Source organism: Bradyrhizobium sp. ORS 278 (assembly GCF_000026145.1).
In the GTDB taxonomy this organism is placed as follows: Bacteria; Pseudomonadota; Alphaproteobacteria; order Rhizobiales; family Xanthobacteraceae; genus Bradyrhizobium.
The window spans coordinates 3,439,534-3,465,585 of record NC_009445.1 but is presented as its reverse complement, the minus strand read 5'-3'; the positions used below and the strand labels follow the sequence as shown (position 1 = coordinate 3,465,585).

At 66.8% G+C, this 26,052-nt stretch carries 24 protein-coding genes and 1 tRNA gene; 13 read left to right on the top strand and 12 right to left on the bottom strand.

Features of this window, described 5'->3' with window-relative positions; all coding sequences use genetic code 11:
* The first annotated feature begins 158 nt into the window (after positions 1 to 158).
* The gene (locus BRADO_RS15295; RefSeq protein WP_011926217.1) at positions 159 to 1,196 is read left to right on the top strand and encodes a tyrosine-type recombinase/integrase; all 1,038 of its coding nucleotides are present in this window, start codon (positions 159 to 161) and stop codon (positions 1,194 to 1,196) included.
* 80 nt (positions 1,197 to 1,276) lie between these two features.
* Here BRADO_RS15295 and BRADO_RS15290 read toward each other — a convergent pair.
* Together BRADO_RS15290 and BRADO_RS15285 are read right to left on the bottom strand one after the other, a co-directional pair.
* A tRNA-Leu gene (locus BRADO_RS15290) sits at positions 1,277 to 1,361 on the bottom strand.
* 135 nt (positions 1,362 to 1,496) lie between these two features.
* Positions 1,497 to 1,787, bottom strand: coding sequence for a FliM/FliN family flagellar motor switch protein (locus BRADO_RS15285; protein WP_371259359.1), 291 nt, complete (start codon positions 1,785 to 1,787; stop codon positions 1,497 to 1,499).
* Between the two features lie 20 nt (positions 1,788 to 1,807).
* Here BRADO_RS15285 and lipB point away from each other — a divergent pair, with 20 nt between their 5' ends.
* Positions 1,808 to 2,530 carry a lipoyl(octanoyl) transferase LipB gene (gene lipB, locus BRADO_RS15280; RefSeq protein ID WP_011926216.1) on the top strand — a complete coding sequence of 241 codons (723 nt, stop codon included), beginning with the start codon at positions 1,808 to 1,810 and terminating at the stop codon, positions 2,528 to 2,530.
* A 2-nt stretch (positions 2,531 to 2,532) separates the two neighbouring features.
* Here lipB and BRADO_RS15275 read toward each other — a convergent pair whose 3' ends face one another.
* The gene (locus tag BRADO_RS15275; RefSeq protein ID WP_011926215.1) at positions 2,533 to 2,961 is read right to left on the bottom strand and encodes a 4-oxalocrotonate tautomerase family protein; all 429 of its coding nucleotides are present in this window, start codon (positions 2,959 to 2,961) and stop codon (positions 2,533 to 2,535) included.
* Positions 2,962 to 3,076: 115 nt separating this feature from the next.
* On the opposite strand from BRADO_RS15275, the gene BRADO_RS15270 reads away from it, so the two are divergent.
* Both BRADO_RS15270 and BRADO_RS15265 read left to right on the top strand, forming a co-directional pair.
* Entirely contained in the window at positions 3,077 to 3,934 is an 858-nt protein-coding gene (locus BRADO_RS15270) for a LysR family transcriptional regulator (RefSeq protein ID WP_011926214.1), read from the top strand.
* A gap of 118 nt (positions 3,935 to 4,052) precedes the next feature.
* Entirely contained in the window at positions 4,053 to 5,039 is a 987-nt protein-coding gene (locus tag BRADO_RS15265) for an AraC family transcriptional regulator (protein ID WP_011926213.1), read from the top strand.
* 14 nt (positions 5,040 to 5,053) lie between these two features.
* Here the strand turns inward: BRADO_RS15265 and BRADO_RS15260 are convergent, their stop codons facing one another.
* The 3 genes from BRADO_RS15260 to BRADO_RS15250 are packed head-to-tail and all read right to left on the bottom strand — an operon-like array spanning position 5,054 to position 7,732.
* Positions 5,054 to 6,490, bottom strand: a complete 1,437-nt coding sequence (locus BRADO_RS15260; RefSeq protein ID WP_011926212.1) for a TIGR01777 family oxidoreductase — start codon at positions 6,488 to 6,490, stop codon at positions 5,054 to 5,056.
* Complete coding sequence (locus BRADO_RS15255; protein ID WP_011926211.1) at positions 6,487 to 7,146, bottom strand: DUF4166 domain-containing protein; 660 nt, start codon at positions 7,144 to 7,146, stop codon at positions 6,487 to 6,489. The genes BRADO_RS15260 and BRADO_RS15255 overlap by 4 nt, the downstream gene beginning before the upstream one ends.
* A 16-nt stretch (positions 7,147 to 7,162) precedes the next feature.
* Positions 7,163 to 7,732: a GbsR/MarR family transcriptional regulator gene (locus BRADO_RS15250; protein WP_011926210.1), complete on the bottom strand. Its 570-nt coding sequence runs from the start codon at positions 7,730 to 7,732 to the stop codon at positions 7,163 to 7,165.
* Between the two features lie 155 nt (positions 7,733 to 7,887).
* Here BRADO_RS15250 and BRADO_RS15245 point away from each other — a divergent pair, with 155 nt between their 5' ends.
* Positions 7,888 to 8,697 carry a class I SAM-dependent methyltransferase gene (locus BRADO_RS15245; protein WP_011926209.1) on the top strand — a complete coding sequence of 270 codons (810 nt, stop codon included), beginning with the start codon at positions 7,888 to 7,890 and terminating at the stop codon, positions 8,695 to 8,697.
* Positions 8,698 to 8,706: 9 nt separating this feature from the next.
* Here BRADO_RS15245 and BRADO_RS15240 read toward each other — a convergent pair whose 3' ends face one another.
* The 5 genes from BRADO_RS15240 to BRADO_RS15220 form a co-directional block, all read right to left on the bottom strand.
* A complete protein-coding gene (locus BRADO_RS15240) occupies positions 8,707 to 8,994 on the bottom strand; it encodes an acylphosphatase (protein WP_011926208.1) in 288 nt (95 codons plus the stop codon).
* 11 nt (positions 8,995 to 9,005) lie between these two features.
* A complete protein-coding gene (locus BRADO_RS15235; protein WP_011926207.1) occupies positions 9,006 to 9,872 on the bottom strand; it encodes an oxaloacetate decarboxylase in 867 nt (288 codons plus the stop codon).
* Positions 9,873 to 9,982: 110 nt separating this feature from the next.
* Positions 9,983 to 11,998 carry an acetyl/propionyl/methylcrotonyl-CoA carboxylase subunit alpha gene (locus BRADO_RS15230; protein ID WP_041756547.1) on the bottom strand — a complete coding sequence of 672 codons (2,016 nt, stop codon included), beginning with the start codon at positions 11,996 to 11,998 and terminating at the stop codon, positions 9,983 to 9,985.
* 153 nt (positions 11,999 to 12,151) lie between these two features.
* Positions 12,152 to 12,358 (bottom strand): hypothetical protein, encoded by a 207-nt coding sequence (locus BRADO_RS15225; RefSeq protein ID WP_011926205.1) that lies wholly within the window; start codon positions 12,356 to 12,358, stop codon positions 12,152 to 12,154.
* A 71-nt stretch (positions 12,359 to 12,429) separates the two neighbouring features.
* Positions 12,430 to 13,557, bottom strand: coding sequence for a putative zinc-binding metallopeptidase (locus tag BRADO_RS15220; RefSeq protein WP_011926204.1), 1,128 nt, complete (start codon positions 13,555 to 13,557; stop codon positions 12,430 to 12,432).
* 227 nt (positions 13,558 to 13,784) lie between these two features.
* Here BRADO_RS15220 and BRADO_RS15215 point away from each other — a divergent pair, with 227 nt between their 5' ends.
* The 7 genes from BRADO_RS15215 to BRADO_RS15185 all read left to right on the top strand — a co-directional run bounded on the left by BRADO_RS15215 (position 13,785) and on the right by BRADO_RS15185 (position 23,282).
* A complete protein-coding gene (locus tag BRADO_RS15215) occupies positions 13,785 to 16,253 on the top strand; it encodes a PAS domain-containing protein (protein WP_083794885.1) in 2,469 nt (822 codons plus the stop codon).
* 121 nt (positions 16,254 to 16,374) lie between these two features.
* Entirely contained in the window at positions 16,375 to 17,823 is a 1,449-nt protein-coding gene (locus BRADO_RS15210) for a HAMP domain-containing sensor histidine kinase (RefSeq protein ID WP_041756545.1), read from the top strand.
* Positions 17,808 to 19,163: a sigma-54 dependent transcriptional regulator gene (locus BRADO_RS15205; protein ID WP_011926201.1), complete on the top strand. Its 1,356-nt coding sequence runs from the start codon at positions 17,808 to 17,810 to the stop codon at positions 19,161 to 19,163. Before BRADO_RS15210 ends, BRADO_RS15205 begins: the two co-directional genes overlap by 16 nt.
* 115 nt (positions 19,164 to 19,278) lie before the next feature.
* A complete protein-coding gene (locus BRADO_RS15200) occupies positions 19,279 to 19,971 on the top strand; it encodes an OB-fold nucleic acid binding domain-containing protein (protein ID WP_011926200.1) in 693 nt (230 codons plus the stop codon).
* 39 nt (positions 19,972 to 20,010) lie between these two features.
* Positions 20,011 to 20,685 (top strand): hypothetical protein, encoded by a 675-nt coding sequence (locus BRADO_RS15195; protein WP_011926199.1) that lies wholly within the window; start codon positions 20,011 to 20,013, stop codon positions 20,683 to 20,685.
* Between the two features lie 43 nt (positions 20,686 to 20,728).
* The gene (locus BRADO_RS15190; protein WP_011926198.1) at positions 20,729 to 22,003 is read left to right on the top strand and encodes an MFS transporter; all 1,275 of its coding nucleotides are present in this window, start codon (positions 20,729 to 20,731) and stop codon (positions 22,001 to 22,003) included.
* 22 nt (positions 22,004 to 22,025) lie between these two features.
* The gene (locus tag BRADO_RS15185; protein WP_011926197.1) at positions 22,026 to 23,282 is read left to right on the top strand and encodes an arsenic transporter; all 1,257 of its coding nucleotides are present in this window, start codon (positions 22,026 to 22,028) and stop codon (positions 23,280 to 23,282) included.
* A gap of 14 nt (positions 23,283 to 23,296) precedes the next feature.
* On the opposite strand, the gene BRADO_RS15180 is transcribed toward BRADO_RS15185, so the two are convergent.
* Positions 23,297 to 23,791, bottom strand: a complete 495-nt coding sequence (locus BRADO_RS15180) for a ferritin-like domain-containing protein (protein ID WP_006610550.1) — start codon at positions 23,789 to 23,791, stop codon at positions 23,297 to 23,299.
* A gap of 205 nt (positions 23,792 to 23,996) precedes the next feature.
* On the opposite strand from BRADO_RS15180, the gene BRADO_RS15175 reads away from it, so the two are divergent.
* The gene (locus tag BRADO_RS15175) at positions 23,997 to 25,853 is read left to right on the top strand and encodes an alkaline phosphatase family protein (protein WP_011926196.1); all 1,857 of its coding nucleotides are present in this window, start codon (positions 23,997 to 23,999) and stop codon (positions 25,851 to 25,853) included.
* The last annotated feature ends 199 nt before the right edge of the window (positions 25,854 to 26,052 follow it).

Genomic DNA, 26,052 nt, shown 5'->3' with positions numbered 1-26,052 from the left:
CCAGGCCGACGTGCACCGCGTCATCAAGGCAGCAAAGCAGGCCGGCGCCGGCGTGGTCGAGATCAAGCCAGACGGCACGATCCGGGTGCTCCTGTGTCACCCGAATCCACCGTTGCCGAGCCGGAAGGGGTTGAGGACGAGCGTCCCGTGGTGCTCTGATGGCCGACATGCCCCGCCCGAGACCACCGCATCTGCAGCGCGGCGTCAGCCGCCACGGCAAGGTCTATTGGTTTGACCAGATGCGCCGCGGTGCACCGAAGACCCGGATCAGGGGGGAATACGGCTCGGCCGAGTTTATGGCCGCCTACGACGCGGCGGTGACCGGTGGCGCCGCCAAGCCGACGCCGGAGATCAAGGCGCCCAAGGGCACTCTGGAATGGGCCTGGATGCTCTACCGGCAGTCCGGAGCGTGGCAGAGCGGCCTCAGCCAGGCAACGCGGCGGCAGCGCGAGAACATCATGAAGCATGTTCTAAAAACAGCCGCCAGCACTCCGCTGTCCGACATCGACGCAGCTGCAATCGCCGACGGCATCGACCGCCGCGCCAAGACGCCTTCTCAGGCCAAGAACTTCTTGCAGACCATGAACCAGTTTTTCGCCTGGTTGAAGCGGGCGAAGATCGTCAGCGAAAACCCCTGCGACGGCGCCGAGCTGCCGAAACGGCCGAAGACCGGCGGCTTTAAGAAATGGTCGCTGGACGACGTCGAGCTATACGAGAAGCGCTGGCCGATTGGCACCCGAGAGCGGGTGATGCTCGATGACTACATGTACACGGGTCTGCGCCGCGGTGACGCGGCCGTGGTCGGCAAGCAGCACGTCAGGAACGGGGTGATCTCGCTGCAGACAGAGAAGGCCGGCCAGTGGGTTCACATCCCGCTGCTGGACGTCCTCAAGCGGACGCTCGAGGCCGGACCGGTCGGCGACCTCGCCTGGAACGCGACGAAGTCCGGCCGGCCCTTCGCCAAGGAGTCGCTCGGTAACGCATTCAAGGATGCTTGCGTCGCAGCCGGCGTGCGCGACAAGTCGGCCCATGGCCTGCGCAAGGCAGCAGCAACGCGCGCGGCCGACAACGGCGCCACCGCGCACGAGCTGATGGCCATCTTTAGGTGGGTGGACATCAAGGAAGCCGAACTCTACACCCGCGCCGCGGACCGCAAGCGGCTGGCCGCCCAGGCGATGGGGAAGCTCGAAAAGTGAACAGGCTATGCACCCACCCTTGTGCGAGGTGGGTGCAGCAGCGCGAAAAGCGCAGCAATATCAAAGCTAGATTTTGGGCTTGGTGCGCTCGGAGGGACTCGAACCCCCACGGTGTTACCCACTGCCACCTCAAGGCAGCGCGTCTACCAATTCCGCCACGAGCGCGAAGGAGAAGCCGGAGCCTGGAAACGGACGGCACCGGATCAGTGGCGCCCGTGTATCAAATCGATGTCGGGGGGACAAGGCCCGCCCTGCCCTAAAATACCGGATTGTGGATGGTTTTCGCAGCCGCCCCGGACGCTACCGCGTGGTCGGCGTCGGCGAGCGCGGCAGCATCTGCTTGACCTCGACCGCGATGCGATTGCGGTCGACCAGCACCACGCCGTTGGCGATCGGCAGGTTGTTGGCCAGCACCTTGACGTCGTCGGCCTCGGTGGCGTCCAGCTCGATGATGGCGCCGCGGGACAGCCGCAGAACCTGGTGGATGGGCATGGAGCAGGTGCCGAGAACGACCATCAGGTCGACTGTCACTTTATCGAGGGTTGACACTGCGGGAGCACCGAAGTCACTGGATTCCGTTACCCCAGACATCACCATGTTGTGGTTAGCCAATGGTTAACGGCCGCGAAACGCTCGACCTCACCCCCTTCGCCGGCCCTCCGGGCAATGTGGCGGCGTGGCGCATCTCCGATGCGCTGGTCGACTATGCCGAGGCGACGGCGTTCATGGAGGCCCGTGCTGCGGCCATCGCGGCCCATCAGGCCGAGGAGCTGGTCTGGCTGCTCGAGCATCCGCCGGTCTACACCTCCGGCACCTCGGGCAAGCCCGAGGATCTGCGCGATCCGCGCTTCCCTTTCATCGCCACCGGGCGCGGCGGCCAGGTCACCTATCACGGCCCCGGCCAGCGCGTGGCCTATGTCATGCTCGACCTCAAGCGTCGCCGGCCCGACGTGCGGGCCTATGTCGCGGCGCTGGAGGAGACCATCATTCGCACGCTCGACGCGTTCAACGTGCGCGGCGAGCGGCGGGAGGACCGCGTCGGCGTCTGGGTGAAACGGCCCGACAAGGGCGAAGGCCATGAAGACAAGATCGCCGCGATCGGCGTGAGGCTCAAACGCTGGGTGACGTTTCACGGCATCGCCATCAATGTCGAGCCGGACCTGTCGCACTTCCAGGCGATCGTGCCCTGCGGCGTGACCGATCCGCGCTACGGCGTCACCAGCCTGGTCGATCTCGGCCTGCCCGTGACCATGGCCGATGTCGATGTGGCGCTCCGGCAGGCGTTCGAGAGCGTGTTCGGCGCGACCCGTGCGATCCTGCCGGAAACCGCATGAAGTCAGGCGGCGCCGCGCTGCAGGGGCACGTCGAGCCTGGCGGCAATATATCGACGCTCCTGGCTGAGGCCGCCGAAGCCATAGGCATCCGCCTTGACCTCGTCGACATGCAGATAGGTCTCGTGATGCAGCGGTCCGATCAGTTCGGTCATCGCCGCGAACACCGCGGTGAGATAGGCCGCCTTCTCGTCCTTGGTGTTGGTGCCCTCGGTGACATGGACGTCGATCCAATAGCTGGCGAGCCCCTGCTCGGCCAGCGAGGCGCCGCCGGCAAACCAGTTGGCCGGATCGGCTTCGGCGACGATGACGGCGGTGACCTTGGGGTCCTTGCCGAGGATGCGCGCCGTCAGCGCGGTGACGGTCTCGGCGATGTCCTTCTTCAGCGACGGCGAGCGGCGCTGGCTGGCATAGTTGATCGAGATGAGGGGCATGGTGTTCATCCTGTGGAGGCGGCGACGCCGCGTGCACCACCAACCTAGTCCCCGCCGCATCATTTCTGTATGCTATTGCGTCTGATATCAATGATAAGCGAACCGAATATTAGAGATGACCCCGACTCTCGACGTTTCGGCCGTTCGCGCCTTCCTGCTGGTCTGCGATCTCAAGAGCTTCACACGCTCGGCCGAAGCGCTGGGCACGACGCAGGCCGCGGTCAGCCTGAAGCTGCAGCGGCTGGAAACGGCACTCGGCAAGCGCCTGCTGGAGCGCTCGCCGCGGGCCGTCCAGCTGACCGCCGATGGCGCGGCCTTCGTCGACAACGCCCGCACGCTTGTCGCCGCGCACGATGCTGCGCTGGCAGGCGGTTCCAGCGAGAGGCCGCGATTGTCGCTCGGCATCAGCGATCATGCCGCCGGCCCCGAGCTGGTGCCGATGCTGCAGCAGTTTCAGGCCATCGTCACCCGGCTGAGCCTGTCAGTCAGCATCGGCTTTTCCCGCGACCTGCTCGACAGCTACGATGCGGGCACGCTCGATGCGATCATCATTCGCCAGGAGGCCTCCCGCCGTGGCGGGGAGACCCTGGCCGATGACGAATTCGCCTGGTTTGCGAGCCCGCGATTTCGGGCGCCGGCCGGCGCCCCCTTGCCTCTTGCCACGCTGGCCGCGCCCTGCGGCGTGCGCGCGATTGCGGTCCGCGCCCTCGACAAGCTCAAATTGCCTTTTGTCGAGGCATTCGTCGGCGGCGGTGTTGCAGCCGTCGTGGCTGCCGCGCAGGCCGGCCTCGCCGTCGCGCCGCTGGCACGCCGGATCGCGCCGGGAGGGCTGCTCGACGTCGGACCAACGCTCGGGCTGCCGAAGCTGGGGCGATCGAGGGTGATCCTGCACGCCAAGGTCGGTGACACGGAGAAGCGCGCCGCCTTGCGCGCGCTGGCGGCGGCATTCCGAAGCGCTGCGACATCGAATTAATTGACGCGGAGCGAACGTCAGGTAGCATAGGTTAATTTCGGAGCTCAGGAGCCGCGGCTTGAACCGTCTCTTGACCGCAGCTGACACCGTCAGTGCTGCACCACGGCCGAGCCCGGCAATGACGGGCGACATCGGCCTCGAACCGTTGCATCGCCACGCCCTGATCCGAACCTCGAGCGCCGAGGTGCTGCGCGATCTCGCCAGCCGTAAGCTCGGCGCGGAGCGCGTCGATTTCCGCAATGCCGAACGCTTCGAGGCCATCGTCAACCTGATCGAGCTGCAGACCATAGGGCTCGCCTTCGGCACCACGACCTGCGACATGGTCTCCGATCATCGGACGGCCGACTTCCTGCGCGTGCAGATCTCCCTGAGAGGACGCGCCGTGAGCTGCGCCCGCGGCGAGGCGACCGACGTCAATGAGCACCAGTTCGCGGTCGCGCCGGCCGGCATGCCCTGGCAGATGGCGTGTCAGGGCGGACATCGCCGGCTGACCCTGCGGCTCGATCCGCAGGCACTGCGACAACGGTTGACCGCGCTGGTCGGCGTGCAGCCGCGCACCGACTACACGATCGAAGCTGCCATCCCCGCAGCGGACCCCCAGGCCCGCAGCCTGCAGCGGCTGCTCGATTTTCTCATCACCCAGCTGAGCGAGCAGGACGCGGTCTTTCCGGCGGCGGTCTACCGCGAGCTCGAAGACGCCGTGCACGTGGCCTTTCTCTGCGCCAGCCGGCACCGTTTCCGCGACGCGCTGATCGATCCCTCGCCGATGCCCGATTTCGGCCTGGTCAAACGGCTCGAGGACTACATCGAGGCCAACTGGCACGAGGCGATCACGATCGAGCGCCTCGCGGATGAAGCGGGTGTCAGCGCCAGGTCGATCTTTCGCGTCTTCGAGCGCGTGCGCGGCTATTCGCCGATGGCCTTCGTCAAGTCCGTGCGCCTGCGCCGGGCGCACGAGATGCTGCGCTCGGGAGATCCGAGCGTGACGGTGGCGGTGGCAGCGGCCGCCTGCAACTTCGCCAACGCCGGACATTTCGCGCGCTACTACCGCGCCACGTTCGGCGAACTGCCGTCGGCGACGATCGCCCGCGCCGAGCGGAGGTGACCGACGCGCGCATCTCACAGGACCGATTCGAGCGCGCTGCGCAGGCTCTGATGACGAAACACGAAGCCGCTCGACAACGCCTTGTTCGGCACCACACGCTGGCCGCCGAGCAGCAGTTCCTCGGCAAAGTCGCCGCCGATCCGGCGCAGCAGCCCCGCCGGCACCCGCAGGATGGCCGGACGCCGCAAACAACGCGCGAGTTCGGCGGTGAAGGTGACATTGCGCACCGGCAGCGGCGCCGTCGCGTTAATGGGGCCGCCCATCGCGTCGGTCGCGATGACATGCGCGATCAGGCGGATGAGATCGTCGCGCTCGATCCACGACATCCATTGCGCGCCGGAGCCGAGCGGCCCGCCGAGGCCGAACTCGAACGGCGTCAGCATCCGCGCCAGGAAACCGCCGTCGCGGCCGACGACGAGTCCGATCCGCAACAGCGCCACGCGCACGCCATGCGCCTCCGCACCTCGGGCCGCCTGCTCCCAGGCTTCGCAGAGGTCGTGGCTGAAGCAGGCATGCGACTTCGCGGACTCCGTCAGCGGCTGGTCCTGCCACAGGCCATACCAGCCGATGGCGGAGCCATTGACCAGAACCTTCGGCTTGCGATCGAGCCGCGCGATCAGGCCCACGACGGCTTCCGTCGTGGCGAGCCGCGACTGCAGGATCGCGGCGCGCTTGGCCGCCGTCCAGGGCGCGTTGCCGATCGGCTCGCCGGCGAGATTGACGATTGCGTCGATGCGCGTATCGGAGGCGAGCTGATCGAGGCCGGTGATCAAGGTGAGCGGCGGCGGCAATGCGGCGGCGCGGCCGGGAGCGCGCACCAGCGCGATGACATGATGGCCCGCCGCTGTAAGGCTCGCGACGAGACGCGCGCCGATGAACCCGGTCGCGCCGGTGACGAGGATCGTCTGCGCCGGCGGCAGCGCGCCGACCAGTCCGCTCGCATCGGGCTGCGACATCCGCGCCAGTCGCGCCGCGGCCGTGAAGTCGCGCAGGCCGCACAGGCTCGCGCCCACCGCAGCGGCGGCGGCAATCCAGCTCAGCCAGCCCGCATAAGCCAAAACGATTGCGGAGGGCCGCATCGCCCAGGCGATCAGCACGGGCACCAGCAGCATCAGGATGGCGCCGTAGTTGATCGCGAGCAGCGTATGATTGATGCGTTCGCTCGGCGGCAGCTTGCGCGTCAGGTCCTCCTCGACGAAGTCGGTCAGGGTGATGGCGATCTCGGCGATAAGCACCGCGAGGACTGCTATCGCGAACAGGCCGTTCGGCTCACACCAGCCGAGCACGGCAAACAGCACGGCATAGAGCAGATTGCGCGCGCCATGCAGCTTCAGCTCGTCCCGCTGCGACGGCCGCCAGGCGAGCCGCTCGGTGAATTCGTGGTGATAGAACGTGTCGAACACGCCCATCGCGACCTGGAGGGCGATCAGGGACCAGAGCAGCGGCGTCATGGTGCGGACTCCCGGAACGTGGCGCTCTGGCGGATGATCCGGCCGAAGCGCGGATGGACGATCTCGAGCGCGAAGCGGAAGGCACCGCCGCCGAGATCGGAATGCGTGACGGTGAGATCGCCCGGCGTCAGCCAGGCCGGCAGCCGCCAGCGCCGGCCGGCGATTGCAAGCGTGTAGCCGGCACTGTGAAAGGCGAGCGCACCATCGCTCACGCAGACGCGCAGGCTCATGCTGAGGCCCCAGCCGAGATATTCCTCCAGCCCGGTCGGGCCGGCGAAGCGCTTGGCCGAATGGATCACCTGCGGAAAGCCTTGCGGCCGGCCGCAGATGCGGGTCCAGATCTGGCCGCCGCTTGCGGCATCTTCCGTCACCGCGACGATCATCGGCACGTCGGTATTCGCCGTGGTCGGCAGCGGCCCGCCGATCAGCCGCGCGGCCTGCGCAAACCAGAAGCCGGCGCGACTCATTTCGGCCTGATCGACCTCGCCGACATAGACGACGGTCGCGCCATCGGCGAGCCGCTTGGAGAAGCGCCGCCAGATCGAGACCGGCAGCCGGCCCCAATCCTCCGGCGACAGCAGCGCCCGGAATCTGTGATCGTCGTGCAGCCTGGCGTTGGAGGGCGTTGTTGATCCGAGTTGTCGTAGACTCACCATGGCGCCCTCCTCTGACCTAATCGCTGCCGGACCTGGATCGACCCGACGGCAGCAGATTTGCGATCTTCTCGCCGAGCTTGATCAGCGCGACCAGACGGGGCCGCGGCACCCTCAGCATCTGCGCGTACCAGCGGTCGACCAGTTCGGTGAACGCCAGCATGTCCTTGAGTCGCCTGGCCGCGACCGCGCTGATCGCGGGATCGGCGGTCGCCTCCGCGACGCAGGCGCGCAGCGCGGCGATCGCCGGATCGATCTCGCGCTCCTTGCGGCCGGCGGCGATGCGCTGCGCGACCTCCCAGATGTCGGTCTCCGCCTCGAAATGATCGCGGCGGTCGCCCATGATCGGCACGCGCCGGATCAGGTCCCAGGCGAGCAGCTCCTTGAGCGAGTTGGAGACGTTGGAGCGCGCCATCCCGAGCGTCTCGGCGATGTCCTCCGCGGTCATCGGCTTCTCGGCGAGATACAGCAGGCCATGGATCTGGCTGACCGAGCGGTTCACGCCCCATTGGTCACCCATGTCGCCCCAGTTGAGGATGAAGCGCTCGACGGCGGGAGGAAGCTTCTTTTTGCCTGTAATTTCTGTCATGACAGAAATATCTGACCGATGGAGGCAGATGTCAAGAGTGAACGCCTAGCTGAACCGCAGGCCCGATTGGCAAGACGCAGATGAGGGCGCGGACTTCGTCCGCCGACGACCACCGCCCTGACGTTTCTCCGCCACACCTGGAACAGGAGCCAGCCATGACGGCATCCGACAAGGCCTTCACCGGTTCGATCCCGCAGATCTACGACGAGCTGCTGGTTCCGCTGATCTTCACGCCCTATGCACATGATCTTGCAGGCCGTATTGCGAAGGCAAAGCCTGGCCAGGTGCTGGAGACGGCGGCGGGAACCGGCGTCGTGACCCGGGCGCTTCATGCGGCGCTGCCGCCGGAGGTGCGCATGACGGCCACCGACCTCAACGAACCCATGCTGATGCAGGCGAGGACCCATCTCGCCGGCGCTGACCGCATCAGCTTCCAACAGGCCGATGCGCTGGCCCTGCCCTTTGCCGATGCGAGCTTCGATGTCGTCGCGTGCCAGTTCGGCGTGATGTTCTTCCCGGATCGCGTCAAGGGCTATGCCGAGGCGCGCCGCGTGCTCAGGCCGGGCGGACGCTTCGTCTTTAACGTGTGGGACCGGATCGAGGACAACGAGTTCGCCCACGTGGTGCATGAGACGCTGCAACAGATCTTCTCAGACAACCCGCCCCAGTTCTTCACCCGCGCGCCGCATGGCTATTTCGATCCGGTGAAGATCCGGGCCGACCTGGGCGACGCCGGCTTCTCCGATATCATCATCGAGACGCTGCCTCACCGCAGCCGCGCCGCCTCTGCGCAGGAGCCCGCCATTGCCTACTGCCAGGGTACGCCGATGCGCGGCGAGATCGAGGCGCGGGGCACGCCGGACCTCGCCACCGTGACGCAAGCGGCCGCGAACGCGATCCGGCAACGCTTCGGAGATGGACCGGTCGAGGGGCAGATCCAGGGGCTGGTGATTTCAGCCCGGTGAGCGCCGCAGCTAGACCGTCGGCAGGACGGAGAACTCTTCGCCGGGCCGGCGCAGCGCGAGTTGATCGACCGTGGCCGGCGTGTCCGCGACATTGTCGACGCGCGCAGCCGGCGGCCCGTTTCGGCAGGCGGCGACCATGACGGCGACGTCATCGGCAGGGCCGGCGAAGACGGCCTCGACGCTGCGGTCGGTGCGGTTGCGGACCCAGCCTCCGAGGCCGTTCAGAATGGCCTGATCCTCGACCCAGGCTCGATAGCCGACGCCCTGAACGCGGCCGCGCACGATGACATGGACCATGGTCAGATCGCTCACGATCCGAGCCCCAGAAAATCGCGCAGCCGTTTCTTGACGTCGGCCTCACGCATCACGCGCGACGTCAGCTCGGCCGACGGCAGTCCCTTGAGCTGTTTTGGTGACACGCCATCACGCAGCGCCTTCAGCGTGTCGTACACCGCCTGCGTCGCGGCTGCGATCGGCGCATGTCCCTGCAGCGCGATCCGGACGCGGCGCGAGGCGAGATAGCCGAGGTCGGACATCTCTTCCGGCGCACCGCCCAGCACGATCGGCAAGTTCGTCGCCGCCGCGATCGCATCGAGCTGATCGCGCGTCGTGATGCCGGTGAAGAAAAGACCGTCGACGCCGCAGGTCTCATAGACCCTGGCGCGAGCAATCGCGTCGTCGAGCGAGGTGATCGAGACAGCGCCAGTGCGCCCGAGGATCACCAGCGAGGAATCGCCGCGGCCATCGAGCGCGGCCTTCACCTTGCCGACGCCTTCATCCAACGAGATCAGCTGCGGCTTGGCCGCGCCATAGGCCTGCGGCAGCGACGTGTCCTCGATGGTGAGGCCGGCGGCCCCGGCGGCCTCCAGCTCCTGCACCGTGCGGCGGACGTTCATCGCATTGCCGTAGCCGTGGTCGGCATCGACCAGCACCGGCAGCACCGCCGCGCGCGACATCCGCCGCATCTGCTCGGCGAGCTCGGTAAGCGTGATCAGCGCGATGTCGGGATCGCCGAGAATGGCCAGCGACGCCGCCGAGCCGCCGAACATGCCGAGCGGAAAGCCGAGATCCTCGGCGATGCGGATCGAGATCGCGTCGTAGACGGAGCCGGGGTTCACGCAGCGATCGCTGGTGAGGATCGTGCGAAGCGCCTCCCGACGCAGACGGAAAGTCATTCCGGGCTCCTCTCTCGGCATCGCGAGGAGCGAAGCGACGAAGCAATCCAGAGTGGCGTGCCGAGCCCTGGATTGCGTCGCTTCGCTCGCAATGACGGCGGTTGGACTGACTACGCGAACTCCAGGATGAGCGCGTCGACCGCCAGCGTGGCCCCGGCCGAGGCGTGAACCTTCTTCACCGTCCCGTCCTGTTCGGCGCGCAGCACGTTCTGCATCTTCATGGCCTCGATCACAGCCAGCGTCTCGCCGGCCTTGACCTCCTGCCCTTCGGTGACGGCAATCGAGACCACCAGCCCCGGCATCGGGCACAGCAGCTTCTTGCCGCTGTCGCCGGCCGTGACCACCGGCATCAGCCGCGCCGCCGCGGCTTCGGACTCGGTGTAGACGTAGACCGGCGCCTCGACGCCTTGATGCGCGAGCCGCACGCCGTTCGGAATCGGGCGGGTCTGCACCGCGATCTCGGAGCCGTCGATGGTGCCGTGCCACACCGCATCGCCCGGCTTCCAGTCGGACACCAGCGCATGCGCCGGGCCGACCTTGCCATCAGCCGCCAGGAAGCGGACCGTGATCGCGCCATTGTCCCTGCTGATGTCTAGCAGGATCTCGTCGCGCCCGAGCCATACCGCACGGCGGCCCTGGCGCTTCACCGGGCGGCCGATCATCTGCTGCGAGATCTGCCGCTTGCGCTCGCCGAGCACGTGATCGATCGCAGCACCCACCGCCGCGAGACGGCGCGCGATCTCGCCTTCCGGCGCACGCGCGGCGAAGCCCTTGGGAAACTCCTCGGCGATGAACCCGGTCGACAGCCTTCCCTCGCGCCAGCGCGGATGGTTCATCAGCGCCGACAGGAACGGGATGTTGTGGCGGATACCGTCGACATAGAACGCGTCGAGCGCGGTCGACTGCGCCTCGATGGCGGCGGCGCGCGACGGCGCGTGCGTGACCAGCTTGGCGATCATGGGGTCGTAGTAGATCGAGATCTCGCCGCCCTCCTGAACGCCGGTGTCGTTGCGCACGGTGATGCCATCGGCCCTGCTCTCGGCCGGTGGGCGATACTTCACGAGACGGCCGATCGAGGGCAGGAAGTTGCGGAACGGATCCTCCGCATACACACGCGACTCGACCGCCCAGCCGGTCAGCGTGACGTCCTTCTGCTGAAGCGCCAGCTTCTCGCCGGCGGCGACGCGGATCATCTGCTCGACGAGGTCGATGCCGGTGACGAGCTCGGTGACGGGATGCTCGACCTGCAGGCGGGTGTTCATCTCCAGGAAGTAGAAGCTCTTGTCCTGGCCGGCGACGAACTCCACCGTGCCGGCGGAATCGTAATTCACGGCCTTGGCGAGCGCGACCGCCTGCTCGCCCATCTCGCGCCGGGTCTCCTCGTCGAGCAGCGGCGACGGCGCCTCCTCGATGACCTTCTGGTTGCGGCGCTGGATCGAGCATTCGCGCTCGCCGAGATAGATCACGTTGCCATGCTTGTCGCCGAGCACCTGGATCTCGATGTGGCGCGGGTCCGTGATGAACTTCTCGATGAAGACGCGGTCGTCGCCGAACGAGGCCTTCGCCTCGGCCTTGGCCAGGTTGAAGCCCTCGGCCACCTCGGCGGTCGAATGCGCGATGCGCATGCCCTTGCCGCCGCCGCCGGCGGAGGCCTTGATCATGACGGGATAGCCGATGTCGTCGGCGATGCGCACGGCGTGCTTGTCGTCCTCGATCACCCCGAGGAAGCCGGGCACGGTGGAGACCTTGGCCTTGGCGGCGGCCTTCTTCGATTCGATCTTGTCGCCCATCGCGGCGATGGCGCCGGGATTGGGACCGATGAAGACGATGCCATTCTCCTGCAGCGCGCGCGGAAACGCCTCGCGCTCTGACAGGAAGCCGTAGCCCGGATGCACGGCTTGCGCGCCGGTCTTCTTGCAGGCCTCGACGATGCGGTCGATCAGCAGATAGCTCTCGGCGGCGGCGGGGGGACCGATCAGAACGGCGTCGTCGGCCATCTCGACATGCAGCGCATCGCGATCGGCTTCCGAATAGACCGCCACGGTCTTGATACCCATGCGGCGGGCGGTCTTGATGACCCGGCAGGCGATCTCGCCGCGGTTTGCGATCAGAATGGTCTTGAACATGTTTTTTCTTGATACCTTTGGGCGGGCTCCCCGCACGCGGCGCAGCAACGGACCGCGAGCTTGACCGGTTCGTCTATAGCAAAATGGCCCGCGCGCAACCCGCCTTGCGTCAGATCAAGCCGTTCTTCGAGGCATGCCAGTCGCGCTGTCCCGTCAGCCGGAATAGCTGTGGAAACGTCCCCGCGTATAGGCGTGCGACACCGCTTTCATCAGCTCGCCGACTTCCGTCTCCAGATAATCATTCGCAACGATCAGCGCGCGAATGGTGGCTCTGAGATCACCACCGCAGGCGGCAATCGCCTGGTCCACGGCGACCTCGAGTTCGTCGTCCTCGGGAGTTGAGCGGGCTTGGGTCGGCATCGGAGGATCGCCCTGGTCGATATCTGCGACCGCCTTTGTTCACTTTATGTTCTCAGGAGTCAAGGCCGGGTTCATACCGCCCCGGCCTCCTCCTTCTGTTCGGCCTGCGGCTTTTCCGGCGCCAGAGGCGCCGTCGTGGTCTGCAGCGCGCCATGGCGCACCAGCTCATGGATGAAGCCGAGCTTTTCGATGACGGGAGGCGTCAGGATAAAGGGATAGAGATCGCGCGCGCCCATCGCCCGGGCCACGCTATTCATGGCGAAGGTGAACGGCAGCCAGGCATTGACGATCCTATCGATGTCTTTGACCACATACGGATCGAAGGTGACCCGCGCGGTCAGCCCGCCGATCTGGTCAGCCGGCGGATCGATCTCGATGCCGAACTCGGAGGCCATTTCCAGCGTGTCGACGATGTGCAGATAGTGCGCCCAGGTCTCGGCGAAGTCTTCCCAGGGATGGGTTGTCGCATAGGCCGAGACGAAATTGTCCTGCCAATTCGCCGGGGCGCCCTGATCGTAGTGGCGCTTCAGCGCCTCACCATAATCCTGGCTGTCGTCGCCGAACACGGCGCGGCAGGCGTCGAGCCTGCCGGCATCGCGCACCAGCACGTCCCAGAAATAATGCCCGACCTCGTGGCGGAAATGCCCGAGCAAGGTGCGGTACGGCTCGTCCATCTCCAGCCGGCGGCGCTCGCGCTCGATGTCGTCGGCTTCGGCGAGCGCGATCGTGATCAGGCCGTTGTCGTGACCGGTCATAACCTTCTGCTGGCCGGTGGGATCATCGGCCAGGAAGTTGAAGATCAGCCCGTGCTGCGGATCCTCGATCCGCGTTTTCAGCGGCAGCTTCCAGCGGATCAGCGAATACAGCAGCCGGTGCTTGGCCACCTCCAGTTCGCGCCAACCGGCAAGTTGCGCCGGGTCGGACAGATTGGGGATGGTGCCATTGTGCCGGCAGGCGCGGCAGAATCCTGCGGTCTCGCCGATCTCGAGCAGCCAGTTGCAGGCGTCATGCTCGGCATTCGCGCAGAAGAACCGTCCGGTCTTGCCGTCGGCCAGCGTGCGAAAGCCGTCGTCGGCCGGCTCGATCGCCGACAGCGTCTGGCTCTCCGGCATGAACGCGAGCTGATGGCCGCAGCGTCCGCAGCTGCGGTTCTCGAAATACAGGATGTTCTTGCAGGCCTGACAGACGAAGAGCTTCACGGTATGGACCTACGTGTTGCGGTTGTTCAGCGCCTGACGACGCACGACAGTAACAGTCCGTTCCGCCGCTGCGGAACTTTTTATCTGCCTCGACGTTCACGTCATGCGGGCGTTTGCCCGCCTCAATCGCTGGCCAATCTGCTTTCATTGACCCCAATGTCGCCAACCTTCCGAACACCTCCGGTGAAATGGTCCGGCGACCGCTTGCTCTCCCAGTGCAGGTCAGCATGAACCGCGCGGATGCGCCACGAGACGAAGTCCTTCCGGAAGCCGCAGGCGCGGCCGAGCTGCGCCAGCACATCGAGGAGATCGCGCGCGACCGCGACCAGGCCTATCGGGCGCTGCAGGAGCGCGAGGCGGAGCTGGCGCGGATCCAGCGGATCGGTCGCGTGGGCGGCGTCGAGGTCGATCTCCGCGAGGGTTTTCGCAACCGCCGCTCCCCCGAATATCTCATCATTCACGGCCTGCCTCCCGAAGCCGCCAACGAGACCCACGAGGATTGGGTCCGGCGCATCCATCCGGACGACCGTGCCAAGGCGGAGCAGGACTTCATCGCCGCGGTCAAGAGCAAGCAGGAAGACTATACCACCGAATACCGGATCATCCGTCCGAACGACGGCGAAATCCGCTGGATCAGGGTGATCGCCAGGATCGAGCGCGACCGCAACGGCCGCGCCATCCGGCTGGTTGGCGCGCATATCGATGTCACCGACCAGATGCTCGCGCAGGCCAAGCTGCGCGAGAGCGAGGAGCGCTTTCGCCTGATCGCCGACAGCGCGCCGGTGCCGATCTGGGTGACCAAGCTCGATCGCACCCGGTCCTTCGTCAATCAGGCCTATGTCGACTTTCTCGGCCTGCCCCATGACGAGGCGATGGCCTTCGACTGGCGCAAGGTGCTGCATCCGGAGGACCTGCCGCGTATCCTGGCCCAGCAGCAATCCGGCGAATGCTCGCTGAAGCCGTTCTTTCTCGAGGCACGCTATCGCCGCGTGGACGGCGAGTGGCGCTGGCTGCGCTCGGAGTCACAGCCGCGCTGGGACGCGAACGGCCGGCACATCGGCTTCATCGGTGTCGCCCATGACGTGACCGCCGCCAAGCAAGGCGAGATCGAGCTGCGGCGCATCAACGAAACGCTCGAGGAGCGGATCCGCGAGCGGACCTCCCAGCTCGAAGCCAACGAGGCGCGCATGCGCGCCATCTTCGACACCAGCAACCAATATCAGGCGATCCTCGACACCGAAGGCCGTATCACCCACGCCAATCGCATCGCCGTCATGGGCATGCGCGCCGGCGGCGTGGATGTGATCGGCCAGCCACTGTGGAACGCGCCCTGGTTCGCCGACACCACGGGCGTCAGCGACATGCTGCGCAAGGCGTTCGCGCGCGTGCTGTCCGGCGACAGTTTCCGCACGGAGGTCCGGCTCGAATTCGCCAACGGCGATCGCCATTTCGAGCTGTCGATGCGGCCCTTGTTTGATCAGCACGAGGCGATCATGGGCGCGGTCGCCGAAGCCGTCGATGTCACCGAGCGCATCCAGGGTGAGGAACTGCTGCGCCAGTCGCAGAAGATGGAAGCAGTGGGACAGCTGACCGGCGGCGTCGCGCATGACTTCAACAATCTGCTGACGATCATTCGCTCGGCGACCGATTTCCTGCGCCGGCGCGATCTGCCCGAGGAGCGGCGACGGCGCTATGTCGATGCGATCTCCGAGACCGTCGAGCGCGCCTCCAAGCTGACCGGGCAATTGCTGGCCTTCGCGCGACGGCAGCCGCTGACGCCGCAAGTGTTCAATGTCGGCGAGCAGGTCGAGAGCGTGGTGCAGCTGATCCGTCCGCTGGTCGGCAGCCGCATCCACATCGAGCTGGCCATCGACGACGCCAGACTGTTCACGCTCGCCGACATCGCCCAATTCCAGACCGCGTTGATCAACCTGGCGGTCAACGCGCGCGATGCCATGAACGGCGAAGGGCGGCTGACGATCGGCGTGCAACGGACCGATCATATTCCGTCCTTGCGCGGCCAGACCGCGCGCCCCGGTGCCTTCATCGCGATTTCGGTGAGCGATACCGGCGCCGGCATTGCACCACAGAACATCAACGCGATCTTCGAGCCGTTCTTCACGACCAAGGAGGTCGGCAAGGGCACCGGCCTTGGCCTCAGCCAGGCGTTCGGCTTCGCCAAGCAGTCCGAAGGCGACATCGCCGTCGACAGCCGGCTCGGCCATGGCGCGACCTTCACGATCTATCTGCCGCAGGCGGCCGCGCCGCAGTCTGGCACGGATGCCGGCGTCGCGCGGATCGAGCCCGCCACCATCGGCCGCGGCTATCGCGTCCTGGTGGTCGAGGATAATGACGAGGTCGGGCAATTCTCGACCGAGCTGCTTGAAGATCTCGGCTACGTCACCCGCCGCGTGTCGAACGCGCAGGATGCGCTGGCCATCCTCGCCGACAACGAGTTCGCGGTCGATCTCGTGTTCTCCGACGTCATCATGCCCGGCATCAACGGCCTGGAGCTCGCCGGCATCATCCGCGAACGCTTTCCCGGCTTGCCGGTGGTGCTCACCTCCGGCTACAGCCACGTGCTCGCGGAGAACGCCCATCATGGCTTCGAGCTGATCAAGAAGCCCTACTCGGTGGAGTCACTGTCGCGCATCCTGCGCAAGGCCATGGCCGAGAAGGCGCCACTGCCACGGTGAGCCGGTAGCGCGGGAACCATTGTTGCAGATCAGGCGTTCCTTTCCGTGATGACGTGCACCGATCCGTGTCCTGCGGAAGGCTTTGCGCGCTCAGGCATCCCTTGTCATTGCGGACCAATCGATGCGCTCCCTACGCTCGCGGCTGTCGGCGCTCTGGCTCATGCTGGCAGTCTCCGGCGCGGCGACGGCCTATCTTCTGGTCGAGTCGTTTCAGCAATCGTCGCAGGCGCGCGTCGCGCGCGCGCAAGATCTCGTGGTTCGCGGCTGCCGCGATATCGCAGACCGCTATCAGTTCTTCGTCGCGGGCTGGGGCGGCGCGCCGATCGATGATCGCATCAAGCAGGACCTCATTCCCGTGGTGCAGTCCGCGCTGGCGGCATCGCCGGGCGTCGAGGGCGGCATCTGGCAGGCCGAGCATGGCTCGCTTGCCTATTCCTATCCGACCTATGAGGGCACGGGCCCGAAAACCGATCTCCCCGCAGCAGAGCTCAGCGTCATTCAGCAGGTCAATGGCGACGCCCAGCGCAGCGGCCGTCCCGCGACGACGGAAAACGCCGGACGCTCGCAGACCCTGATCGTCCATGCCTGCCCGCTGCGCGGGCCGCTGCCGAACGTCACGGCATGGACGATGACGCGCGCGGCCACCGCGGAGGGTCCGGCCTACGCGCATCTGCTGACTGGTCTCTCGGTGCTGGCGCTCACGCTGCTTGGCTCGGCCATCTGGCTGGCTTTCATCCTGGCCTCGTGGTCGCGCCGTATCGCCATTATCGAGCATGCGCTTGGCGTGGCGCCCGCAGCCGCCGACCTTCCGCAGCTGCCGCACACCGGCGCGCGCGAGCTCGATCGCCTGGTCGATGCCGTCAACGATGCCGGCCACCGGCTCGCAGCGGAGCGCGAAAGGGCAACGGCGGCTGAGCGGCTTGCCGCCGTCGGCCGTCTCTCGGCGAACCTCGCCCACGAGATCCGCAACCCGATCGCGGCGATGCGATTGAAAGCCGAGAATGCGCTCGCCTCGCCCGATCCCACGCGCAAGGGCCGCGCGCTCGAAGCGATCCTGCAACAGGTCGCGCGGCTCGATGCGTTGTTGCGTGATCTGCTCGCCATGACCCAGGCGAGCCGGCCCGCCACGCGTGCTGTCGATCTCGCGGCCTTCCTGCACGCGACGATCGAGACGCATCGCGAGCTGGCCGCGCGTCGCGGACTGGAATTGCACATGCGCGCACCCTCCGCCACCGAGGCCGCCTGCTTCGATCCTGTCCAGATGCAGCGTGCGCTCGACAACCTGATCCTTAACGCGATCCAGAATGCGCCGGAGCGAAGCGAGATCGTCGTGGCCGCCGAGATCCAGGACGCGCGACTGCTCTTTCGCGTCATCGACAGCGGGCCCGGCGTTGATGCCCGCATCAAGGATCGCCTGTTCGAACCCTTCGTCAGCAGCCGCGCCGAAGGCACCGGCCTCGGCCTCGCCATCGTGCGCGAGATCGCCCGCGCCCACCATGGCGAGGTGCAACTCGCACACACTCGTCACGGCTCCAGCTTCGAGATCTCCCTCCCATGGCCACCATCCTGATCGTCGACGACGATGCGGCGCTGCGCGACGGTCTCGCGGAGACGCTGACCGATCTCGGTCACGACACGCTAACGGCTGCATCGGGGCGCGAGGCGATCGGCATGGTCTCGGCCGAGACCGACGCCATCCTGCTCGACCTGCGCATGCCCGGGATCGACGGCATCGAGACCTTGCGTCGGATCCGTGCCGACGCCGAAGCGCCGCCGGTGATCGTGCTGACGGCCTATGCAAGCCCGGAAAACACCATCGAGGCGATGCGGCTCGGCGCTTTCGATCATCTGGTCAAGCCAATCGGCCGCGACGCCCTGCGTGAGTTGATCGAGCGGCTGCCGCCGCGAACCCGGCCGCAGCAGGACATTCGCGGCCGCGATGACAGCGGCCTGATCGGCACCAGCGAAGCGATGCGACGGGTGCAGAAGATCATCGGTCTCGCCGCCGACGCCGACGCGACGGTGCTAATCCGCGGCGAGACCGGCACCGGCAAGGAGCTGGTCGCACGCGCGCTGCATGTCCACAGCCGGCGCAGCGCGAGCCCCTTCATCGCCGTGAACTGCGCGGCGATCCCGCAGGACCTGCTCGAAAGCGAGTTGTTCGGCCATGTGAAGGGGTCCTTCACCGGCGCCACCTCGGATCGCTCCGGCGCATTTCGCGATGCCGGCGCGGGGACACTCTTCCTCGACGAGATCGGCGACATGCCGCCTGCGATGCAGGCCAAGATCCTGCGCGCGCTGCAGGAGCGCGTGATCGCGCCGGTCGGCGGCAAGCCGGTGAGGGTGGCCGCCCGCGTCGTCGCTGCCACGCATCGCGATCTCGCCAGGCAAGTCGCGAGCGGCGCCTTCCGCGAGGATCTCTACTATCGCTTGAACGTCATCCCGATCGAGCTGCCGCCGCTGCGCGAGCGCAGCGAGGACATTCTGCTGCTCGCCGGTCACTTCCTCGCGCTCGCTGCCAATGGGCGCGCGCGCCCGCAACTGAGCGAAGCGGCGATCGACAAGCTCGTTCGTGCGCCCTGGCCCGGCAATGTGCGCGAGCTGCGCAATGTGATCGAGCGCGCCTGCGTGCTGACGCGTGGCGGCTTGATCGAAGCCGAGGACATCGACATCGCCGCAGCCCCGATCGCTGAGGACATCGATCCGGCAACGGATCTGCCGGCTGCGGTCGCGCGGCTCGAGGAACGCATGATCCGGCGCGCGCTCGCGGACTGCAGCGGCAACCGCACCGAAGCCGCGCGGCAGCTCAACATCAACCGGCAGCTGCTCTACACCAAGATGCAGCGCTACGGGCTCGCTGAAGAGGCGTCAGGAAATCTGACGCGCATCGTCGGGAAAGACGACGTCTAGCGCGCGTCACGCTCATGCAACCCATTGATTTGTCGGCAACCCGCGATTGGCACGGCCGTTGCGAAACAGAACGCGTCACCAACCAACGACAAGGAGTTCCAGGATGACGCGAAAGATGACGCCGATCATGGGTGCGCTCGTGCTCGCCGCAGCCGGCCTCGGCACCTATGCCTATGCCCAGGCACCGCTGTCTCCCCCCGATGCGACATGGGACGCATCGCAGCTGCCGGAGACGCGCGGCATCGTCAAGCAGTACACGCTGACGCCGCGCGGCGACGTCGATGGGCTGATCCTCAATGACGGCACCGAGGTGAAGCTGCCGCCGCATCTCACCGCGCAGATCGTGTTCACGATCAAGCCGGGTGACGGCGTCTCCGTGCGGGGCTTGCGCGCCCGCGCGCTGCCGCTGGTCGACGCCAGCCAGGTCACCAACATCGCGACGGGCAAGAGCGTGGTCGACAACGGCCCGCCCGATGGGCCCGGCCGGCGCGCCAACGAGCAGACGATCAGCGGACGCATCGCCACGCTGCTGCACGGCAAGCGCGGCGAGGTCAACGGCGCGGTGCTCGACGACGGCACCGAGCTGCGGCTACCACCGCCGGAAGCGGAGCGCCTCGCCGACACGCTGCGTCCCGGCCAGACGATTTCGGTGCGCGGCGACCTGCTGGAGACCGCGCTCGGCAAGCTCGTCGACGTCAGGGCGATCGGCACTTCGCCCGATCAGTTGACCGAGATCGAAGGCCCGCGACCGCCGCGCGGCCCGAAGGGCGGTCCCGACCGGCTCGGCCCTCCGCCGCCGCGCGGCTGAGACCTTTCAAACCCAACGAACAGAACTGAGGAGACAATCATGCATTGGATCGACCCTGAAAGCCTGCCGGCCGTGACCGGCATTCTCGAGCGCTTCGTGCTCAATCCTCATGGCGAGGTCGATGGCTTCGTCATGCGCGCGGGCGACAAGGACTTGCTCGTTCACACCCCTCCGCACATGGAGGCGGAGCTGACGCGTCATATCAAGGCCGGCGATGAGGTCGGCGTGCACGCGGTAAAACCGCGTGGTGCTGACTTGCTTGCCGCAGTCGCCATCACTGGGCCGAACGGACATCAGATCGTCGACCAAGGACCGGACGACGACCGTGAGCATCCCGAGCACGACCATCAGAAGATGGACGCCGAGGGCACGGTGCGGCTGTCGCTGTTCGGGCCGAAGGGCGAGCTGCGCGGCGCCCTGCTCACCGACGGCACCGTCATCAGGGTCGGGCCCAAGGAAGCCACTGATATCGCCGAGTTGCTCGCGCCCAAGGCCACGCTCGCCGTACGCGGCGACGGCATCGAGACCTGCTTCGGCCGGGTCATTCATGCCCGCGAGGCCGGCGCGAGCGTGAAGTCCCTGGCGCCGATCAAGCACGCCAAGCCACGCCCCAAGCATGAGCACAAGCGTGAGCATGAGCATGGCCCGAAGCACGGGCCCAAACATGGACCCAAGCACAAGCATGGACCCAGGCATGATCACGCCCACGCGTGATCGCGCGTGCTCACGATAGTCAGATGAACCGAGGCCGCCAGCCATGTCCCAGGATGAGATCACCACGCGCCGGGCGAGCCGCGCGCTCGACGCCGCCAATTTCTTCCTGGCCGACGTGCGCGACGGCCTCGGTCCCTATCTCGCGATCTATCTGCTCACCGAGCAGAAGTGGGACGAAGCCTCGATCGGCGTCGTGATGTCCCTGGCGACCATCGCCGGCATCGTGGCGCAGACACCGGCCGGCGCGCTGGTCGATGCGACCCGGGCCAAGCGCATGATCATGATCGTGGCCGCGATCATCGTCACGGCAGCGTCCCTGGCGCTGCCGCTGATGTCGAGCTTCTGGCCGGTGGCGATCTCGCAGAGCATCGCCAACGCGGCCGGCGTGATCTTCGCGCCGGCGATCGCGGCGGTGTCGCTCGGCATCGTCGGCGCCCGCGCCTTCACCGCGCGGATCGGGCGCAACGAGACCTTCAACCATGCCGGCAACGCGGTCGGCGCCGTCATCGCGGGCGCGGCCGCCTACGCGCTCGGGCCATCCGCCGTGTTCTACCTGATGGCGGTCACCTCCGCCGGCAGCCTCATCAGCGTGCTCGCCATCCCTGAGCGCGCCATCGATCATGATGCTGCGCGCGGCCTGGCGCATCAGAAAGACCGCGGCTCGAGCGACCAAGGCGGGCAACCCTCCGGCCTGGGCATTCTGCTCACTTGCCGCCCGCTGCTCATCTTCGCGATCTGCGTGGCGTTGTTCCATCTCGCCAACGCGGCGATGCTGCCGCTGGTCGGCCAGAAGCTCGCCTTGCAGGACAAGAATCTCGGCACCAGCCTGATGTCGGCCTGCATCGCCGCCGCCCAAGTCGTGATGGTGCCGATGGCTCTCCTGGTCGGCGCCCGCGCCGATCGCTGGGGCCACAAGCGCTTCTTCCTCGCAGCGCTCCTGATCCTGCCGCTGCGCGCGGTGCTCTATACGCTGTCCGACGACAAGGCTTGGCTGGTCGGCGTGCAGCTGCTCGACGGCGTCGGCGCCGGCATCTTCGGCGCAATCATGCCGGTGATCGTCGCCGACCTGATGCGTGGCACCGGCCGCTTTAACGTCGCGCAGGGCGCCGTCATCACTGCGCAGAGTATCGGAGCAGCGCTCTCCACCGCGATGGCCGGCCTCGTCGTGGTCCATGGCGGCTACAGCGCCGCATTCCTGGTGCTCGGCGCAACGGCCGCGGTCGCCGTGGCCGTGTGCTGGCTGCTGCTGCCCGAGACCGGCGGAGCGGAGGCCGCGCATCCGGACGCCGCCGCCGCGCCCGCTATCCCCGCCGAATGATTTGCTCTAACGATCCCCGATCATGCTCGCACACCCGACCTGGCTCACCTACGCCATCATCATCACCGCCACCGCCGGCGTCATTATTCGCCCCTTCCGGCTGCCCGAAGCAATCTGGGCGGTGGCCGGCGCGGTCCTGCTCGTCGCGCTCGGTCTGCTGCCTTGGACGGACGCGCTCGCCGGCATCCGCAAGGGCATCGACGTCTATCTGTTCCTGATCGGCATGATGCTGATCGCCGAGCTCGCGCGCCGCGAAGGTCTGTTCGATTATCTGGCCGCCTATGCGGTGGAGCATGCGCGCGGCTCGCCGCAGCTGCTGTTCCTGCTGGTCTATGCGGTCGGCACCCTGGTCACCGTGCTGCTCTCCAACGACGCCACCGCGATCGTGCTGACGCCCGCCGTCTATGCCGCGACGCGCGCCGCCGGCGCCTCGCCGCTGCCTTACCTCTACGTCTGCGCCTTCATCGCCAACGCGGCGAGCTTCGTGCTGCCAATCTCAAACCCGGCCAACCTCGTGGTGTTCGGCGAGCGCATGCCGCATCTGACCGAATGGCTGCGCCAGTTCACCCTGCCCTCGATTGCGGCCATCGCCCTCACCTATGTGGCCTTGTGGCTGACCCAGCGCCGTGCGCTAAGCGACGAGACGCTGCGCACTGACGCCGACAAGCCCCATCTGAGCCGCGAGGGCCGGCTCGCGGCGATGGGCATCATCGCGATTGCCGCCGTGCTGCTGACGGCGTCCGCGCTCGACGTGCAGCTGGGCCTGCCGACCTTCGTCTGCGGCGTGGTCACGGCGGCCGCGATCCTGCTGGTCAGCCGGCAGTCGCCCTGGCCGATCCTCAAGGGCGTGTCCTGGGGCGTGCTGCCGCTGGTCGGCGGGCTGTTCGTGATGGTGGAGGGATTGGGCCGCCTTGGTGCGATCGGCCAGCTCAGCGCCTGGCTGCATCAGGGCGTCAGTCAGTCACCGGCGGGAACCGCCTGGGCTGCCGGCCTGATCACGGCGGTCGCCGACAACATCGCCAACAATCTGCCGGTCGGGCTCGTCGCAGGCTCGGTCGCGGCGAGCGATCACCTGCCGCAAGAAGTCATCCGCTCGATCCTGATCGGGGTCGATCTCGGGCCGAACATCTCGGTCACGGGCTCGCTCGCGACCATCCTGTGGCTGACGGCGCTGCGGCGCGAAAAGATCGAGGTGTCGGCCTGGCAATTTCTCAAGATCGGACTCGTGGCAACGCCGCCAGCGCTGATTGCAGCACTAGCGGCGGCCATTCAAGGGTAGAGCGTGCGCGGTGATCAGGCAGCCGCCTCGTAGTTGACCTCGCTCTCGGCGACCTTGGTCAGGAGATCGTCGGTCTTCTTCTCCTCGTTCAGGGTCTGGTCGAGCAGCTTGACGGCCTGCTTGAGTTCGAGCTTGTTGGCCCAGGACTTCAAGGTGCCGTAGCGCGAGATCTCGTAGTGCTCGACGGCCTGCGCCGCAGCCAGCAGGCCGGCATCGAGCGCCGACGTGCCCTTGTACTCCGTCATGATCTCCTTGCCCTCGTCGAGGATGCCCTCGATCGCATCGCAACGCTTGCCGCGCGCGGGCTTGCCGAGCAGCTCGAAGATCTGCTCCAGGCGCTCGATCTGGCCCTCGGTCTCCTCCTGGTGCTTCTCAAACGCCGCTGACAGCTTCTGCGACTGCGCCGCCTTGGCCATCTTCGGCAGATTCTTCAGGATCTGCTTCTCGGCGTAGTAGATGTCCTTCAGCGTATCGAGGAAGAGTTCGTTGAGGTCTTTGTCTGCAGCCATGGTGTGCTCCCTGGGGTTGTTGCGAGCCGACAACCGGAAAGCCACACCCAGGTTCCTGCAAGGGACTACCGCCGCGCGAAATTCCTGTCGCGAGCCGGCCTCGTCGCAGCCTTCCCCCTTGTAACAAAACCGTCACCTGGCAAAACTAAAGCTCTTGCCTGCGGCGAGACGCCGCGATTCCGCCGATTGCTTTCAGGAGTTATCAATGCGCCGCCCGCTCGTGCTGCTGTGCGCCGGACTGACCCTCTTGTCGTCCAGTGCCGCATTTGCGCAGAACGCCACGCCCCGTAACCTCATCCTGTTCATTCCCGACGGTCTGCGCGCGGCAAAGGTGACGCCGGAGACCGCGCCGGCCATGGCCGCCGTCCGCGACAAGGGCGTCAATTTCAAGAACTCGCACTCGCTGTTTCCGACTTTCACCATGGCCAACGGCTCGGCCATGGCGACCGGCCACTATCTCGGCGACACCGGCACGTTCTCGAACACCATCTTCACCGGCTACACCTCGGTGCCGGCCGGCGACACCGTCGTGCCCTTCATCGAGAACGACGCCGTGCTCGGCGACATCGACGAGCATTTCAACGGCGACTATCTCAACGAGGACACGATCCTGAAGCTCGCCCGCAAGGCCGGCTATTCCACGGCCGCGATCGGCAAGCTCGGCCCGACCTATCTGTTCGACCACACCGGCTGCCCCTGCAAGCCCGGCGCGACATCGTCGATCGTGATCGACGATTCCACCGGCGGCAAGGCCGGCGTGCCGCTGACCGACGAGATCAAAGACGCCATCGGCAAGGCCGGGCTGCCGCTGGCGACGCCGTCGCGCGGCGACAATGGCAAGGCGGGCGATGCCAAGACACCGGGCACCACCTCGGCCAACGTCGCCCAGCAGGCCTATATGGTCGACGTCGCCACCAAGGTGGTGCTGCCGATGTTCAAGGCCCGCAACAAGCCGTTCGTGCTGGTGTTCTGGTCGCGTGACCCCGACGGCAGCCAGCACAATCAGGGCGACAGCCTCAACACCATCACGCCGGGCATCAACGGCCCGACCTCGATGGCCAGCATCAAGAATGCCGACGACAATCTCGCCGCGCTGCGCAAGGCGCTCGATGATCTCGGGCTTGCTTCCTCGACCAACATCATGGTGCAGGCCGACCACGGCTTCTCGACCATCTCCAAGGAGAGCAAGACCTCGCCCTCGGCCAAGGTCAGCTATGACGACACGCCGAAGGATTTCCTGCCGATGGGCTTCCTGGCGATCGACCTCGCGAAGGCGCTCGACCTGCCGCTGTTCGATCCCAACGACAAGAACGCCGCGGTACCCGACGGCAAGCATCCCAAGTCCGGCAACGGCGTGCTCGGCAAGGACCCGGCCAAGCCGGACCTCGTCGTCGCCACCAATGGCGGCTCCGACCTGATCTATCTGCCGAACGGCGACAAGAAGCTCGCCCGCCGCACCGTGAAGGCGCTGCTGGCGCAGGATTATGTCTCCGGCATCTTCGTCGACGACAAGCTCGGCGAGATCCCCGGCACATTGCCGCTGTCGGAGATCAACCTGCAGGGCAAGGCGGTGACGCCGCATCCCGCGATCGTGGTGAACTTCCGCTCCTACGTCGCACCTGGCTGCGACCAGCCGACCAATTGCCAGGTCGAGGTCGCCGACACGGTGCTGCGCCAGGGCCAGGGCATGCACGGCTCGTTCGGCCGCGGCGACACCTACAACTTCATGGCCGCCATCGGTCCCGACTTCAAGGCGGGCTTCGTCGATCCCCTGCCCGTCAGCAACGCCGATGTCGGCGCCACCGCGGCCAAGCTGCTCGACCTCAAGGTCGCGCCGAAGGGCAAACTGGTAGGCCGCGTGATGACCGAGGCGATGCCGAACGGCGCGACGCCGAAGGCCACGACCGACGTCATCAAGTCCGACCCGGCCGCCGGCGGGCTCCGCACCGTGCTGAAGCTGCAGCGCGTCGGCAGCCAGCGCTATTTCGACGTCGCCGGCTTCCCGGGCCGCACGGTGGGCCTGGATGACGAGGCGCCGCAGCAGAAGGCGGCGGCGAAGTAGTCGGATTACGGCCTTTCAGCGATCAGCGAGTGCCCCGTGCAAGCGGGGCACTCCTTTTTGAACGCGACGCGCTGCCGTCGCCCGGGTGAGCGCAGCGACACCCGGGAACACTGTCCCCGCATATCGCTTCGCTCATGCGGGCTACGGTTCACCAGCGAGCCACCGCTCTCTCCACGTGATTGCGAGCGCAGCGAAGCAA